Below are 16,897 nucleotides of genomic sequence, written 5' to 3'. Positions count from 1 at the left end.
CCCCCGTTCATTCGACTAAAACGCGCCCAGTGTTGGTGTGCGCCCGGTTCTGCGGGCGATACATATCCTCGACCGAGGCCGCCGGGTGATGAAAGGCACCGGGTGTTACGGCGCGTGCCACATACGCAAGCGTGACCGGCTTGCGGTCCTGCAAGTCAACCGCTGCCAAAAACCGGTCAGACCGGAATTCGGTATGCCTGGCTTCGGACAAATCCAGCCAGTCCAGCGACCGCACATCACCCGAACGCAACAGGTTGGGATTGTCGATCTCGATACCAGCGGCCAGCGGGTCGTCGATCATCAGGCGCGCACCGCCATCCTCGAACGGCGTGACGGTCAGAACCGTGACAAATCGCGTGCCCACTGAAAGTGCGGACTGTTCCAGCGGTTCACCTTCCATTGAGAAATACACACGCTCGATCGCATATCCGGTGCCGCCCGCCGCAAGTGGGATGTCGGGTATTCCCGTCACCGTCATCGTGATATCCGTGGCCTGCCCGTCTGCGGCAGTTATGTTCAGAACATCGTCGCTGTCCGAATGCAGGACCTGCACAAACGGTCCCTCGACCGGCGCACCGTTCACACGCAGCCCGGCGCTTTCCGGGTTTGAGATCAGCGCATGCGCCGCCAGCAGCGACCATGATGCCTCTTGCGTTGACAAATGCGCCGGGGCGGAACTGACCCGCCGGATCAGATCGTCCCGGTCGATCACCTCGCTGCCTGCGTTCACGGCCAGCGTCAGCAGTCCGGCCGCATCGCGCAGTTCGGTTCCGTAATCGGTGCGCCAGTAAGTTTGTCTTTGATCCGACCGTTCGGCCAATAGCTGGGCAGCGCGGGCAAACATCCTGTCGGCTCGTGTCTGATCCCCATAAGATGCCAACGCCGCCCCAAGCTGAGCGGCTGCCAGAGGCGTGGCGAAAGCATCGCCCTTGACGTCGGCGTAATAGCGCAGATCGCCCATGGATGCCGCGCTTTCGCGGGCCAGAACCATCAGCGCATAAGCGATGTCTTGCCCGCCTTCATCGAAATCAGGGGCATAGCTGATCCTGTTTCGCAGGTTGTCCATCGCCTGTGCAAAGGCACGGTCCGGCACTGTATGACCCTGCGCACGGGCGCGGGACAGGAAGTCGGTGACATAAGCATCCAACCAGAATTCGCCGCCTTGGGCGCGCCACAGCCCAAAGGCACCATTCGAGGTTTGCCGGGTCAGTATGCTGCGGATGGCCGTGCTGATCCGCGCTTCGATCGCCGGTCCGTTCCCCAGCCCCGAGGCCTGGGCGACCGAAGACAAATACAGCAGCGGCAGCGCCTGACTGGTGATCTGTTCGGTGCAGCCATATGGGTACCTGTTTAACCAATCCAGCAGGCCGGGCGTGTCGAATTTCGCCAGCGGACCGGCGGACAGGATCGCCTTGATCGATCCGGGCCGGAATCCGTCGAAGACATCCTGCGAAAACAGAAAGCTGTCACCCGCGCCCAGCGAAAACCGGCGTGTCAGAGCAACGGCAGGATCGTTTGCGCGAACCGGCATCCGCAACGTCTGAGACAGATCGCGGCCGTCCGGTGTTGTGATTGACAGGTTGATCTCAGGGTCACCAACCGCAGTTGCGCGAATTGGAACTTCCAAAACGGTCTTGCCGCCGGGTTGCAACGTGAAACTGGTCGGGGTTGCGGCCAGTTCCAGCCCGGCCGAAGCCGCCAGACCCAGTGCCATTTCACCTGCCGGACCGTCGGCATGCACGATCTCCAGCAGCATCCGGCTTTGGTCGCCAGGGGCCAGAAAACGTGGCAGGCTGGCCGATACGACAACCGGGTCGCGAACGACCATCTCAGCTTCCGCCTGACCGACCGCGTTGCGCGACCAGGCGACGGCCATCAGACGCACGGTGCCGTTAAAATCGGGCAGAGGAATGTCCAGTTCGACTTCGCCCGTTTCACCGACCTGAACCGGACCGCTGAACACGGCCATCAGATCCTGTGTCGGCGGTGGCGACTGCCGCCGCATACCAGCGTCGCTGTCACCTCCGGAACGAACGAGTCCCATGGTCCCGTTCATCCCGTCGATCAGTCGGCCATAGACGTCCCGCAATTCGACGCCCAGACGGCGTTGCCCGAAGTAATAGGATTGCGGGTCCGGTGTTTCAAAACCCGTGAGGTTCAGGATACCGACATCTACCGCTGCCAACGTCAGCCAGACGGGATCATTGGCCGGGGCGTTTTCGACCCTGATGCGGGTCTTTTGCACCTGTCTTGGCGTCGTAAGTTCGGGCACCTCAATCCCGACCTGCAGCCTGCGCCCGACCGGTTCAACACTGGCGTGAGCGATCCCCATGGCCCTGGCCGGGTTCTGGCCGGCGGATACGTCCATCGGCCGGATGAGGGTGGCGGCGACATAGGCGCCCGCGCCCCATTCCGGCGTGACATCGATGGGAACAACGGTTTCCCCTTCAAGGACTTCGATCATCTGGCGTTGGATCAGCCGGTTCGACAGAACGTCGATCTGCGCAACACCTGCCATGCGGGCCACAATCCTCAACTGAGCGGTGTCACCGGGGCGATAGCTGTCACGGTCCAATGACATGTGCAACCTGTCCGGAGTGCTTGTGGCGTCGGCGGCCTGGTACCAGCCCGCGTAGAAATCGAAGGCCGCTTCGGCGTATGCGCCATCGATCCGCTGCACCACAAGCTCGTACCGGCCCCAGTCGACCGCAGATGTCAAAGTCAGCGGGTCTGACTGAAACTCGGCCTCTCCGGTGGCGATCCGTGTGCGCCGAGTGGTGGGTTCCCACTTCCATTCTCCGTACAGCTGGTACCACTGATACCGGGTTTCAATCCGGTTCAGGGTCCAGCGCAGGCGCATCGGGGTTGCCGACAGGTCCGGCGACAGTCCGACGACCTGAAATCCGGCTTCGGTGCCTTCAGGCACAACACCGTCAAACAGTGGTTTGATTCCTATGACCGGCTGCGTTGGCCGGACCGGAGCCGTCATGCGACGCTCGACCGGTCGTCCAGACCCGTCTGCCAGCCGGGCAATCACCGTGGCTTCAACTGGCTTCCCTTCAGTCTCTAATACGGGGATTTCCACCGCGACAGTTGCCAGACCGGCGGCGTCGGTGCGCGTATTGCCAAAATAGGTGCTTTTGGTGGAAACAGCTGCGTCATAGCGGCCAAACCGATATCCGTCATATCCGGAAACCGCTTCCGCCGGGCGCGCGAGGACCTGGCCGTCGATGCTCAGATCCGACCCTGGTGCGCCGAACAGATAGCGGGCTTCGATCCGCAGGGGCGGGTTGTCGCCAGGGTGCAGCGGGGCGTCCGGCAAGGACAGGTCGAAGTCGATCCGCTCGGGCAGGAAGTCTTCAATCAGTACGGTCTGCTGCGCCAGCGCATCAGCCTTCGGGTCCGACTTGACTTCGATCCGCCATGTTCCGCGCGGTGCATCCACAGCCACGGGCAACGCAAAAACTTGACCTCCGGCAACACCGCCGTCCGACACGGCGCGTCGATACTCAACCCCGTCCGGGCGGTGCAGTTTAGCAGTCAGCGGCAAACCCTCGATGGCCTGCGCCTGATCGTCACGCGTCAGGGCCGTCAGGTGAATCGTTTCACCGGCGCGGTAGGCGCCCCGGTCGGTGGTCAGAAAGACATCGATTGGTCCTGCTGGTGCCCGACCCTCGACACCACGGTCGGACAAGTCAAAGGCCGGGTCGGTCAGCGACAGGAACCCGATATCGCTGTCACCATCGACAGCCACGACCAGCGCGGGCGAGCTTGCCCCCGTTCCCCGAACAAGACCGGCATCAAACAAGGCATGGCCGTCGGCATCCGTCTTGGCCTGGGCAATAACCGCATTTGCATTCGAGATCACCGAAACCTCGATCCCTTCGCGGGGTGCGGCGTCGGTCAGGCCACGGACCGCGACATGCAGGCCGTCCGTGCCTTGAGCAGTTGAGAGACCCAGATCAGACAGAACGAACCACTGCGTGGCTGACGGGTCGTCGTAAGGGTCACTGCCGGGTACCCGCGCGGACAGCGTGTAGATACCGGCCGGTTGATCAGCAATCGCCTCGGCCAGCGGCAGGCGCGCTGTCATGGTCTGGTTCAGCTGGTTTTTGACTTCCGCTGTACCTGTCCAGATATCCTCGGCAATCTCGTTGCTGAACTCGCGTTCCTCCCATTCGCTGAGGGGGCGGCCGAAAAAGCCCTGCTGAACCGCACGCAACAGGTTCCGGTCACTGATACGGCGCAAGGTCAGATCCAGTTCGGCGACGTTGACCGTTTCAACGGGCAAGGCCGCATCCGCTGACTTAGGCAGCACATATCCGCGCCCGGGAAACCGGGCCGTTGGCGAACGGTCGCGCACGTAGTGGGTCAGGCTGACGTTGCGGTTCAGCACTTCTCCCGAGGCGGCTGGCAACCCCTCGCGCAAGGTGAACTGATACCGCGCACCATGCGCGACACCATCGACGCAAAGCTGCTTCTCGTCTGCCTGCACCACCAGACCATCGACGCTGCGCTGAACAAAGGGGTCATAGTCGACACCGGCTTTGACAAGCGGTTCCGAGAATTCAACGCAGATGCGCGGCGCAGCGGCATCGCTTTCAACGCTGCTGTCCAAAACCCGGAACCCGTATTTGCCGATCGCCTGATCCAGAGCGGCCAGAACATCCTCGCGCGGCTGAAGCTGCTGGGCCAGTCGCAGCGCAGGGATCATGTCACGCCCGCGTTCGACAGCTTCAAGCGCGTTCGACAGGATTATCAGTGCTGATACCTGAGCGCCCTCTGATTCCGCGCGCAAGTATCCGTTTATGGCGGCGCCAAGCGCCCGATCGTGAAGGACATTTTTTTCGTTCCAACCCGACGCTTCGATGGCAAGCAGCAGGCGGGCGTAATCTGTCCACAGGTCAGAGGTATCATTGATCGACAGGGCCACACCGGTCCACTGCATGGCCAGTGCCGGCGTATTGGCGGCGCGGGCCGCGTTCATCGCGTCTTCGACATTGAACCCGCCGGCCGAGTGCAGAAATCCAAGATTCCTGGCCTGGTCACGAGCCCGTTCAAAATCGGTCGGTCGCAGGAAATCCAGCGTGCCTTTGCGGGTATCGGCCAGTGTTAGGGTCGATTCTGGCGTTGAAACCTTCTGTGCGGACAAAGCGCCGTTGTAGGGTTCCTGCCGGGTTATGTCCTTCTTTGGAAAGCAGGCATCCGAACGAGTGTTGAAGGTAAATGCGGTACAGCTTTGGATGGCCGAACACGCCTGAATGCAGGATTTCAGATCCGTGTCGAACAGCGCATTCAGATCGGTTCCGATTAAATCAGCGTCGCGGGTCGTGATGTATCGGAACTCTGGCGCGGCAGTTTGTGCCTGACCTGGGGCTGGCTGGAAAAAATGTGAAAGAAAATAAACTATTGCAATCAAAACCAAGCGGTGCATCGCAACCTCCTATTTGCAGCAACCCTCGCATGTGGCCCGCTTGTTTGGCAACGGCTTAAACACTTCTTCACGGTCTGGCGGGATGGTGCGGGAATGTGTTCCGGGATCATCAGAAATGAGTCTTGCAAACAAACTGGCGCAGGAACGGCGTGCGCGGCTGGCAGCCGAACGGTTGTTGGAGTTGAAACAGGCAGAACTGTCGGCAGCGAACCGCAAACTGGGCCAGCACGCCATCGCCCTGACCAGACGCATCGGCGAAACCCAGGCCGAGGTTGAGGCGGTTCGCGGCGAGAACGAACGGGTCAAGTCCGACCTGACCGTCGCCCACGCCAAGATCGAAGTGGCCGAGCGGCGTCTGTGGCATTCGATCCAGACCATTCAGGACGGGTTTGCCTTCTTTGACGCAAACCACAGCCTGATTGGAGCCAATGCCGCGTATCTGAGCGTGTTCGAAGGCTTGGAAGAGATCGCTGCGGGCATATCCTACGCGCGTATCCTCGAGATCCTGACCACCGAGGGGATCGTCGATACCGGACCCGAGTGCGCGGCCGACTGGCAGGCGCGGATGCAGTCGCGGTGGATGCAGGCAAACCCCGAACCTGTGGTCATTCAGCTTTGGAATGGCCAGTATATCAAGCTCATCGATCAACGCGGCAATGGCGGGGACGTGGTCAGCCTGGCGTTGAACATAACCGCCTCGGTCCGGCATGAGGCCGAACTGACGGCGGCGCGGGAACGGGCCGAAGCCGCCAACCGCGCCAAATCCTCGTTTCTGGCCAATATGAGCCACGAGATCAGAACCCCGATGAACGGCATTGTCGGCATGACCGAGTTGCTGGCCGAGACGCAGCTTGGGGAAGAGCAGCGTTTATACGTCAACACCATCCGGAACTCGGGCGAGGCGCTACTGGTCATCATCAATGATGTGCTGGATTATTCAAAGATCGAAGCAGACAGGCTGACCCTGCACCCCGAGCAGTTCGATTTCGAACGGTGCATTCTCGAAGTGGCGATGCTGCTGCAGCCCGGCGTTCGGGAAAAAGGCCTGACCTTACTGGTGGATTATGATCTGTTTCTTCCAACGTTGTTCATGGGCGATCCGGGGCGTATTCGGCAGGTTCTGACCAATCTGGTAGGCAACGCGGTGAAATTCACCGCACAGGGCCACGTCCTGATCCGCGTAACCGGAGTCCCCAATGCCAAGGCGCAGACGTGCGACATCCATGTCGCGATCGAAGATACCGGGATCGGAATTGCCGAAGACAAGATCGGCCACATATTCGGTGAATTCAACCAGGTGGAAGATGAAAGAAACCGGCTGTTCGAGGGGACCGGCCTGGGGCTTGCCATTACCAAGCGACTGATCACCCTGATGGATGGGACCATCTGGGTCGAGAGCGATCCTGGTAAGGGGTCGTGTTTTGGGTTTCGCATCTCTTTGCCGACCATGCCGGGACCACAGCCGGAGCCACCTGATCTGGGGGGACGTTTGCGTCATGTGGTCGTGGTTGAGGATCTGGCTGTAAATCGAGCCATCCTGAGCAAGCAGTTGGGGCGCCTGGGATTCAGGGTCACAGTTTGCGAGACCGGGTCAGAGGCATTGAAAATCGTGGATGAGACGGTCGACCTGCTACTATGCGACCATGACCTGCCCGATATGGACGGGCTTGAATTGGCGGCAATCCTGAAAGAACGCGGACTGGGTGACACACCCGTCGTCGTCATGTCCGCCAACCCGGCTTTGATCCACGCCAGCGCGTCCCGGCACCTGGTTGAAGGTGTCTTGCAGAAACCGATTCCCCGGGCCGAACTGTATTCCCAGTTGATGGCGCTTGGAAAAGCCAGCAAAACAGTGGAAGCGGTCTCTGTCACCGATGCACCCACCCGGCTCAAATTGCCTTCCGGGCAGCGTCTGATGCGGGTTTTGGCGGCCGAGGACAATCGCACCAATCAACTGATCCTGAAAAAGATGGTCAAGGATGCGAATATCTATCTGCGATTTGCAGATAACGGGATTGATGCGGTGCAGGCCCATCTGGATTTTGACCCGGACCTGATCTTCATGGACATCTCGATGCCGAAAATGGACGGCAAACAGGCTACGGCTGAAATTCGGCGGCGCGAGGTTTGGACAGGGCGCCATGTACCCATCGTCGCCCTGACCGCCCATGCGATGGACGGGGACGACACCGGAATTTTGTCAGCCGGGCTGGATCACTATCTGACGAAACCGCTACACAAGCAGCGCATACTTCAGATGATCCTGGACCACTGTCCCGATGGCGCCTGCCCGGTCATTGCCGAACCCGGACATGTCGAATAGCCTGATCGCATGACCCGCAAGCAAACCTCAGATCACCGCGGATTTCGCCCTCGTGCGTTGGGCGAGATTGCGATCCGCTGCGCCGACATGCCCGCGATGGTTGCGTTCTATGAAAGTGTGATCGGGCTTGAGCGTCTGTCGGGCGATCACAACAGCGCCATTACCTTTTTTCGCATCGCCGAAGCGTTTGGCGGACATATACAGGTGCTGGCGTTGTTTCATCACACGGCGGCTCCGCGGCCCGGGTTGCACCCGAACAGCGCAAACAAGCCCGTGACCGGAGGCAGGTCATCCTTACATCACATTGCCCTTTCTCTGCCGTTTTCCGAGCAGGAGGCCGTCATGCGCTGGTACACCGAATTAGGACAACCCTACCGCGTCGAAAAATTCGGCTGGATCGGCTGGCGTGGAGTCTTCACAGAGGACCCCGAAGGCAACACCGTTGAACTGGTGGCTTTTGATCCTTCAATGCTGGATCAGGCCTGATAGGGGCGCACAAAGACCGGTTTGTCCTGTTCCGATAGGTGTGGACGGTACTGATAGCCCCCGGTATCGAAATCCAGCAGCCCCATGGGATCGGTCAGCCGGTGCTGGATAACATACCGCGCCATGGCACCGCGCGCCTTTTTGGCGAAGAAACTGACGATCTTCGGCGTACCGGCTTTGTCTTCCATGAACACCGGTGTGATAACCCGCAGTTTAAGCGTCTTCGGGTCGACAGCGCCGAAATATTCCTGACTGGCGCAGTTGATCAGAATGTCAGACCCAATGGCGCTACCCTGCGCGTTAAGGGCCTTGCTCAACTGGTCGCGCCAGTATTCATAAAGGTTTTTGCCGCGCCGGGTCTTAAGCTTGCTGCCCATTTCCAGCCGATAGGCCTGAATGGCATCCAACGGTCGCAGCACACCGTAAAGGCCGGACAGAATGCGCAGATGATCCTGCGCCCAGACCAATTCCTCGGCGTCCAATGAGGTTGCTTCGAGCCCTTGATAGGTGTCACCGGCAAATGCCAATGCGGCGGGGCGGGTCACTTCTGCGTCCGGCGCATCGGAAAAAACGCGGTACCGGTCGCGGTTCAACCGGGCCAGATCGTCGCTCAGGTCCATCAGTTTCTTCAGATCGCCCAGAGTCAGGTTTCTGGCGGTTTTCGAAAGGCGGATCGCATCATCCTGAAAGTCCGGTTGCGTGACATCGACATCCCGCTCTGCCCAGTCCAGCCGCTTGGCCGGGGAAATGACTACCAGCATATCCGCCCTCGTTTCTTGCCTGATGCAGGGTATCTAGCCCGCCTGACGCAGCACGTCCAGAAAGGCAGCGCCAAACCTTTCGTGACGGCGGTCTCCCAGAACCTGCTCGATCGCTCTTGGATCGTCAGAGCGGAGTTGCGCCACCTTTGCCAGTTGAGAAGCCGAGCAAGTCAGCGGTTTGTCGATCCCGTCGGGACCGCGTGACAAGCGAGTCTGAATTTCAAGCAGGCGATCGTAGATGTCGCCCTGATCGCGTCCGGCCAGCTTGCGCCGTGCGGGATGCACGGATTCGACCGCACCCGCGATTACTTCAAGAAAAGTATCGCCGTACCGCTCCAGTTTCTTCGCGCCGACGCCACCGATCCGGGCCATGTCATCCAGCGTGGCGGGGCGCTTTTCGGCCATCTCGATCAGGGTGCGGTCAGGGAAGATGACATAGGCCGGAACCCGGGCTGATTCCGCCAGCGCCCGGCGTTTGGCCTTCAGCGCAGACAGCAGAGGCGCGTCTTCTTCCGACACCATCATCTTGACCGCAGGCCGACGGGTCGCCTTGCGTATTGTATCCTTACGCAAGTTGATATGCGCCTCGCCCTTGAGGATGGGTTTCGCGGCCTCGGTCATGCGCAGGGCACCGTGGCGTTCAGGATCGGGGCGGACCAGGTCGTGGCCCATCATCTGCCGGAAAATCGCCTGCCATTGCGGGCGCGACCATTCCTTGCCGATACCCCATGTCGACAGATCATCGTGGCGGCGTGCACGGATCTTGTCGGTCTCGTTGCCCAGCAGAATGTCGATCAGATGACCCGATCCAAACCATTCCTCGGTCCGCAGGATCGCGGACAAGGCCATGCGAACAGGTGTGGTGCCGTCGAATACTTCGGGCGGGCTGTCACACAGATCGCATTTACCGCAAGGTTCAGCCTGTTCACCAAAATAACCCAGAAGGCTCCGGCGGCGGCATTCCAGCGCTTCGGCCAGTCCTAACAGGGCGTTCAGGCGTGCGTGATCGGCCATGCGCCGTTCAGGCGGGGCCAGACCTTCGTCGATTTGCGAACGGCGCAGGCGGATGTCGTCGGGGCCGAACAGGGTTAGGGTTTCCGCAGGGCTGCCGTCCCGCCCGGCGCGGCCGATTTCCTGGTAATAGGCTTCGATGGATTTGGGCAGGTCCGCATGAGCGACCCAACGGATATCGGGCTTGTCGATGCCCATGCCGAAGGCGACGGTGGCGACAACGATCAAGCCATCTTCGCGCGCGAAGCGGGTTTCGACGATGCGGCGATCCTCGGCGTCCATGCCACCGTGATAGTGGCAGGCAGAATGGCCTTCGGCCCGCAGGGCCTGCGCCAGAACTTCGGTCTTGTTGCGAGTGCCGCAATAGACAATGCCCGATTGCCCATTTCGGGCGGCGGCGAAGTCGAGCACCTGCTTTCGCGGCCCGTCCTTGGCGGCAAAGGCCAGATGGATGTTCGGCCTGTCGAAGCCACGCAGAAACTTACGCGGAGCGGTGCCGTCAAACAGTTTCTCGACGATCTCGTCCTGCGTTTCCGCATCCGCCGTCGCGGTGAAGGCGGCCAGCGGTACATCCAACGCGCGCCGCAACTCTCCGATCCGCAGATAGTCGGGGCGGAAGTCATGCCCCCATTGACTGACGCAATGCGCTTCGTCCACGGCGATCAGGCTGACATTGATCCGCCGCAACATACCCAAGGCCGACCCGGCGGCCAGACGTTCGGGGGCCATGTAAAGCAGCTTGAGCCGCCCGGCTTCCAGCGCCTCCCACACGGCGTCGGTTTCCTCGGGCGTGTTGCCGGATGTCAGGGCCCCCGCCTCGACTCCAGCCTCTTGCAGCCCGCGCACCTGGTCGCGCATCAGGGCGATCAGAGGGGAGATCACCACCGTCACCCCGTCGCGCAGCAGGGCAGGAAGCTGATAACACAGGGATTTACCACCGCCAGTGGGCATGATCGCCAGCACGTTTTCGCCTGCGGTCACGGCATCGACGATCTCTTCCTGCCCGGGGCGGAAGTCGTCGAATCCAAAGACATTTCGCAGCAGGGGTGCGGCGTCGAACATGTGCGGGGGTGCCCTGTTTTAAGGTTTATCTGCTCTTAAGACAGGACAATCACACACTAAGATTCGGTGAACAAGAGGTCAGACGAAATAGACCGCATTGTTGATCAGGATGATCCGCAGCGCGTAGACCGCGACCAGCACTACCAATGGTGTCAGGTCCAGTCCGCCCATGTTGGGCAGAACGCGCCGGATCGGGCCATAGATCGGTTCCAACAGTCGGTTCAGGCCGTACCAGATCTGCGCCACAAGCTGTTGATGCAGGTTGAGCACCTGAAAGTTGATCAGCCAGCTCATGATCACATGGGCCAGAATGATGAACCAGACAATGTCCAGGATCAGCAGAAGGATTTGGATCAGCGACAGCATGGGCACTCCGTTTGCGCGTTTGCTGAGACCTAAGCGCCCCGGCCGCAAAGAGCAAGTGCAGGCCAACAGAACGCTTGCGAAATGCCGCAAAGCCCCGTCTTATGAAGCAAAACGCACAAAGAGGCAGTGATGGCAGAGATTTCCAAGCGCAAGCGCATCTGGGGATGGTGGTTTTTCGACTGGGCCAGTCAGCCATATCACACGCTGCTGGTGACATTTGTGTTCGGCCCCTATTTTGCAGGGGTCGCAGCCGGATACTATGCCAATACCGGACTGGAAACAGAAGCCGCCGCCGCGCAGGCGCAGACAGTCTGGGCGAACTGCCTGACCATCACCGGGCTGATCATCGCGTTTGGCGCGCCTTTGTTGGGGGCCATGGCAGATGTGTCCGGCCGCCGCATCCCGTGGATTTTCGCATTTTCGGTGATGTATGCGGTGGGGTCCGCCGCGCTATGGTACACGCTGCCGGATGGTTCGAACATGTGGCTGATGCTGTCGGCCTTCGGATTGGGGTTTGTGGGTGCGGAATATGCGCTGATCTTCATCAACTCGCAGCTTCCCGATCTGGGCGATGACAATGAAGTCGGAGAGATTTCAGGCTCGGGCTTTGCCTTTGGGTATTTTGGCGGTCTGATCTCGCTGGCGATCATGCTGACGCTGTTTGTTGAACAGCCCAACGGCAAGACGCTGATCGGGATGGAGCCGTTGTTCGGGCTGGACGCTGGCGCGCGTGAGGGCACGCGCTTTGTCGGGCCCTTTACCGCAGGGTGGTTCGTTCTGTTCATGGTGCCCTATTTCCTGTGGGTGCGCGACGATGCGCAGACGAACAAGAAGGGCAGTGTCGGCGAGGCTTTGCGCCTGCTCGGGAAGTCGATTGCTGCCCTGCGGCACCGGGGCAGTCTTGCGGCCTATCTGGGTTCGTCCATGTTTTACCGCGACGCGCTGAACGGGCTTTACAGTTTTGGCGGCGTTTACGCGCGCCTGGTGCTGGAATGGGATCTGATCAAGATCGGTGTGTTTGGAATCGTCAGCGTTCTTGCCTCGGCCATCTTTGCCTGGATTGGCGGCAAGATGGACCGGAAATACGGCCCTAAACCGGTTATTTTGGTCGCTATCTGGGTTCTGATCTTTGTCTGCGTCACTGTCGTTCTGATGGACCGGACGCAGATTTACGGCATCGCGTTGCCCGAGGGATCAAACCTGCCGGATCTGGTCTTCTTTGGTTGCGGCGTCCTGATCGGTGGCATGGGCGGTATCCTGCAATCGGCCAGCCGATCCATGATGGTGCGCCACACCGATCCCGAGGCGCCGGTCGAGAGTTTCGGGCTTTACGGGCTGTCCGGTCGCGCCACCGCCTTTGCCGCGCCCCTGCTGATCGGGATCGCGACCACCGCGACGGGCAGCGCAAGACTGGGGGTGTCACCCATCGTTCTGTTGTTTATTCTGGGCCTGTTCCTAATGCGCTGGGTTAAACCGGAAGGGGATCAGAGCAGATGATTTTATTACGTTTTTTGGCAATTCTTGCGACTTTGACGCTGGCAGGCGCGGCGGGGGCGCAACCCCTGGCCAAGCAGTTGTTCGGGGCGCAGAGAGTCAGTTCGCAACAAAAACCCGCCGCCTTCGGCAGTTATTCGCGCGGATGTGCGGCTGGGTCGGTGCAATTGCCCGAAACCGGGCCGACATGGCAGGCCATGCGTCTGTCGCGAAATCGAAATTGGGGGCATCCCGAAGCGATCGATTACGTGCAGGACCTCAGCCGTTTTGCGGCGAAGCAACCAGGTTGGAATGGTCTCTATGTCGGGGATATCAGCCAGCCGCGTGGCGGTCCGATGACATCCGGCCACCGCAGCCATCAGCTTGGTCTGGACATCGATATATGGATGCTGCCGGGCAACGACATGAGGCTGTCCCGCAAGGCACGCGAGAATATCTCGTCGATTTCCCTGCGCCGCTCGAACGGGGCATATGTGAACGGCAACTGGACAAAACAGCACCATGCTGTTCTGCGAGAGGCCGCCAAGGACAAGCGCGTGGCCCGGATATTCGTCTTCCCGGGCGCCAAAGTTCAGATGTGCAACGACGAAAAGGGCAACCGCGCCTATCTGCGCAAGATCAGGCCATGGTGGGGGCATCACTATCACTTCCATGTCCGGCTGAAATGCCCCAGAGGATCGCGTGGCTGCGTCAATCAGGATACGCCGCCCAAAGGTGATGGCTGTGCCGAAGCGCAGCAATGGGTGCAGAATATCCTCAACCCACCGCCGCCTGATCCAAACGCACCGGCCCCCAAGAAACGCCGCGAATACCGATTGGCCGATCTGCCCCAGCAATGCACCGCCGTCTTGCAGTCCAACTGATTGCGACACTGGTGCTGGCGGGGCCTCTTCGGGCAGCCGAGGGTCCTGCCGCCACCCATCTGGGCAGTTTTACGTGGACCCACGGATCGGGCTGGTTTGGCGGTTTTTCGGCGATCCATCTGTCCGAAAACGGTCGAAAGCTGATCGCGCTCAGCGACCGGGCTGTCCTTGTGTCCGCGCGGATTGACCGGGACGGGGACCGTATCAGCGAGGTCAAAGTATTGGGGCATTGGCCTGTCCTGTCCAGCACAGGGCGCGCCTTGCCCGGTTACACAGGTGATTCAGAAGGACTCGCCGTCGCGCCTGACGAAAGCTTCTATATCTCTTTCGAAGGTGTTCACCGTGTTGCCCGCTATTCGGGCCCGGGCGGTGCCGCGCGCGTTCTGCCGCGCCCCAAGGCGTTCGACGGTCTGGAGGGCAACGGATCGTTCGAGGGATTGGCGATCGACACTCAGGGGCGGCTGTATACCCTGCCGGAAAAGAACCGCACCGCCGAAGGCAATATCCCGGTCTATCGCTGGAACGGTCAGGCGTGGTCCATGCCGTTTGTCCTGCCGCAGCGGGGCCGGTTCCTGCCGGTGTCCGCAGATTTCGGCCCGGATGGCCGATTGTATGTTCTCGAACGTGCCGTATCGCTGACCGGCTTTCGCTCGCGCCTGCGCCGTTGGCAGATCAATGCAGACACACCCATGTCCGAAGAGACCCTGTTTGAAACCGGTACCGGAACGCATGATAACCTCGAAGGGTTGTCGGTCTGGCGCGACGGTCAGGGGCGTCTGCGGGCGACGATGATCTCGGACGACAATTTTCTGGCCCTACAGAGTACCGAGCTGGTGGAATACCTGCTGCCCGAATGACTTGCCAAACACGATTCGACTCGCTAGAAGCGCGGCTTGCCTTGGGATGAACCCTTGGCCAAGTCGCCGCTACCTTGTCAAAACGGGCATCTGAAAATGCAACGCAGCTTTATTCCCGGCATTATTGCCATGGCCACTATCGTTGTGGCCTCGAACATCCTGGTCCAGTTCCTGATCCTTGACGGCCTGCTGACCTGGGGTGCCTTCACATATCCGCTGGCCTTTCTGGTCACTGACATCATGAACCGCGTCTATGGCGTGGGTCCGGCCCGCAAGGTCGTGTTTGCCGGATTTGTCACCGGTATCATCTGCTCGCTCATCGGCAGCCAGATCATGCTGCAGGGCGATGGCTTCACCTATGCCGCGGTGCCGCTGCGGATTGCTGTCGCGTCCGGAACCGCCTTCCTGATCGCGCAGCTGACGGACGTTACTGTGTTCAACGCGATGCGCGGCGGCCGCTGGTGGCGCGCGCCGCTGGTCTCGACCCTGGTCGGCTCGGCGCTGGACACCGCGTTGTTCTTCACCATCGCCTTCTCGGCGTCGGTCACGTTCTTCGGCGCCGATGCCGATGCGGCCATCAGCTGGGCATGGGAACCTGTTCCCTTCATGCTGTCCGGTCCAATGGCACCTTTGTGGGTAACGCTGGCCTTTGCCGACTGGCTAGTGAAACTGTCGCTGGCGATGATCGCGCTGATCCCGTTCAAAGTGATCGTTGCGCGACTGACCGCTCAGCCTGTGTAAAAAAGTGCTTTGAGATTGGCACAACTTGTGTCACGCTTCTTTTCAACCGCAACAGATAGAAAAGGAGGTGATCCAGTGTCGAGAAAGAGATTGGAGAGAGGTGTCGGAACAACCGGGGGGATCGCCTGTTAAGGCAGCCCTTGGCGGAGCGCTCGCTCCGGCTGGTCGTTTGATCTAACCGACCCGACCTCCTGAACTTTCGAAGGGCCGTCCCGCCGGGGCGGCCCTTTTTGTTTCTGCGCGCCACCTGTAAGGTCGCGCGCATGTTGCGCGTTACGGACGATATCATCCTGCAGGACTGGGAAATGACCGAGAGCTTTGTGCGCTCGTCCGGTCCAGGCGGGCAAAACGTCAACAAGGTTTCCACCGCTGTCGAGTTGCGGTTTGAGGCGGCGCGCTCCCCGTCCCTGCCGGATCCGGTCAAAGCCCGGCTGAAACGGCTGGCCGGGCGACGCTGGACCAAAGAGGGCGCGATCATCATCCAGTGCGAAGAGACCCGCTCGCAGGCGCGCAACCGTGAAATCGCGCGCGCCAGACTGGCCGAGCTGATCACCCGCGCATTGGTCAAGCCCAAGCGGCGTATTGCAACCAAGCCCACCTACGGTTCGGTCAAGCGTCGGCTTGCGGCAAAAAAGGCGCGTGGCGACGTCAAAGCGCTGCGGGGCAAGGTGTCCGAAGATTAATCTGGTATCTTGCCGGGGCGTTGATAGTCTGACCTTGAACATCGGCAGAGGGGTAACGCGATGAGGCTTAAGGATAAAACCGCAATCGTGACTGGCGGCGCCTCGGGGTTCGGTGCCGGGATCGCCCAGAAGTTTATTGACGAGGGCGCGCGCGTGATGGTCGCGGATATCAACAAGGATGCGGCAAAGCAGATGGCCGCTACCCTCGGCGCGGCAGTCGTCGCCCAGCACGTTGATGTCGGCAACGCGGTTTCCGTTAAGACCATGGCAGACGCCGCCATCGCCCAGTTTGGGCAGGTTGATATTCTGGTGAACAACGCAGGCGTGACGCATCTGCCGACACCGCTGGAGGAAGTGAGCGAGGAGGATTTCGACCGCGTCTTCAGCGTTAACATGAAATCGGTCTTTCACACTGCGCGGGCATTTGTACCGGCAATGAAGTCGCGAGGCTCGGGCGCGATCCTGAACGTTGCTTCCACAGCTGGTCTGTCGCCGCGCCCGAACCTCAACTGGTACAACGCCTCAAAGGGTTGGATGATCACCGCAACCAAGACGATGGCCGTCGAACTGGCGCCCTTTGGCGTTCGCGTGAATGCGATCTGCCCGGTGGCCGGAGAAACCCCCTTGCTGAAATCCTTCATGGGCGAAGACACACCCGAGATTCGCGCCATGTTCCTGTCGACCATTCCACTGGGCCGGTTTTCCACGCCTCAGGACATGGCAAACGCCGCTTGTTTCCTGTGCTCGGACGAGGCCAGCATGATCACCGGAACCGCGCTGGAGGTTGACGGTGGCCGCTGTATCTGACCTGCGCCC

The 16,897-nt window shown here is 60.4% G+C and carries 12 protein-coding genes; 8 read left to right on the top strand and 4 right to left on the bottom strand.

What is annotated here, in order from left to right:
• Window positions 1-7 precede the first annotated feature (7 nt).
• A complete protein-coding gene (locus ACR0FE_RS07590) occupies window positions 8-5,434 on the bottom strand; it encodes an alpha-2-macroglobulin family protein (RefSeq protein ID WP_480912131.1) in 5,427 nt (1,808 codons plus the stop codon).
• A 115-nt stretch (window positions 5,435-5,549) separates the two neighbouring features.
• Here ACR0FE_RS07590 and ACR0FE_RS07585 point away from each other — a divergent pair, with 115 nt between their 5' ends.
• Together ACR0FE_RS07585 and ACR0FE_RS07580 are read left to right on the top strand one after the other, a co-directional pair.
• On the top strand, window positions 5,550-7,757 hold the full coding sequence (locus ACR0FE_RS07585; protein WP_480912128.1) for a response regulator: 2,208 nt from the start codon (window positions 5,550-5,552) through the stop codon (window positions 7,755-7,757).
• 9 nt (window positions 7,758-7,766) lie between these two features.
• The gene (locus tag ACR0FE_RS07580) at window positions 7,767-8,243 is read left to right on the top strand and encodes a VOC family protein (RefSeq protein WP_170612906.1); all 477 of its coding nucleotides are present in this window, start codon (window positions 7,767-7,769) and stop codon (window positions 8,241-8,243) included.
• Here the strand turns inward: ACR0FE_RS07580 and yaaA are convergent.
• From yaaA to ACR0FE_RS07565, 3 genes are all read right to left on the bottom strand, one after another.
• Window positions 8,234-9,004 carry a peroxide stress protein YaaA gene (gene yaaA / locus ACR0FE_RS07575; RefSeq protein WP_480912125.1) on the bottom strand — a complete coding sequence of 257 codons (771 nt, stop codon included), beginning with the start codon at window positions 9,002-9,004 and terminating at the stop codon, window positions 8,234-8,236. The two genes, ACR0FE_RS07580 and yaaA, sit on opposite strands and share 10 nt — an antisense overlap.
• A 33-nt stretch (window positions 9,005-9,037) precedes the next feature.
• The gene (gene recQ, locus ACR0FE_RS07570; protein WP_480912122.1) at window positions 9,038-11,077 is read right to left on the bottom strand and encodes a DNA helicase RecQ; all 2,040 of its coding nucleotides are present in this window, start codon (window positions 11,075-11,077) and stop codon (window positions 9,038-9,040) included.
• A 78-nt stretch (window positions 11,078-11,155) separates the two neighbouring features.
• The gene (locus ACR0FE_RS07565; protein ID WP_170568510.1) at window positions 11,156-11,443 is read right to left on the bottom strand and encodes a YggT family protein; all 288 of its coding nucleotides are present in this window, start codon (window positions 11,441-11,443) and stop codon (window positions 11,156-11,158) included.
• Between the two features lie 129 nt (window positions 11,444-11,572).
• On the opposite strand from ACR0FE_RS07565, the gene ACR0FE_RS07560 reads away from it, so the two are divergent.
• The 6 genes from ACR0FE_RS07560 (at window position 11,573) to ACR0FE_RS07535 (ending at window position 16,888) form a co-directional block, all read left to right on the top strand.
• Window positions 11,573-12,940 (top strand): MFS transporter, encoded by a 1,368-nt coding sequence (locus tag ACR0FE_RS07560; RefSeq protein ID WP_480912120.1) that lies wholly within the window; start codon window positions 11,573-11,575, stop codon window positions 12,938-12,940.
• Window positions 12,937-13,800: a penicillin-insensitive murein endopeptidase gene (mepA, locus tag ACR0FE_RS07555; protein ID WP_170807062.1), complete on the top strand. Its 864-nt coding sequence runs from the start codon at window positions 12,937-12,939 to the stop codon at window positions 13,798-13,800. The genes ACR0FE_RS07560 and mepA overlap by 4 nt, the downstream gene beginning before the upstream one ends.
• Complete coding sequence (locus ACR0FE_RS07550; protein WP_480912117.1) at window positions 13,773-14,657, top strand: esterase-like activity of phytase family protein; 885 nt, start codon at window positions 13,773-13,775, stop codon at window positions 14,655-14,657. Before mepA ends, ACR0FE_RS07550 begins: the two co-directional genes overlap by 28 nt.
• A 96-nt stretch (window positions 14,658-14,753) precedes the next feature.
• Window positions 14,754-15,398, top strand: a complete 645-nt coding sequence (locus tag ACR0FE_RS07545) for a queuosine precursor transporter (protein ID WP_170612918.1) — start codon at window positions 14,754-14,756, stop codon at window positions 15,396-15,398.
• Window positions 15,399-15,661: 263 nt separating this feature from the next.
• Complete coding sequence (gene arfB, locus ACR0FE_RS07540) at window positions 15,662-16,081, top strand: alternative ribosome rescue aminoacyl-tRNA hydrolase ArfB (RefSeq protein ID WP_170612920.1); 420 nt, start codon at window positions 15,662-15,664, stop codon at window positions 16,079-16,081.
• Window positions 16,082-16,141: 60 nt separating this feature from the next.
• Entirely contained in the window at window positions 16,142-16,888 is a 747-nt protein-coding gene (locus tag ACR0FE_RS07535) for an SDR family oxidoreductase (protein WP_480912114.1), read from the top strand.
• The last annotated feature ends 9 nt before the right edge of the window (window positions 16,889-16,897 follow it).

The sequence above is a fragment of the Ruegeria sp. K7 genome (genome assembly GCF_056531785.1).
Note: the sequence above shows the minus strand (reverse complement) of the source record. Positions and strands in the feature narration are given on the sequence as shown.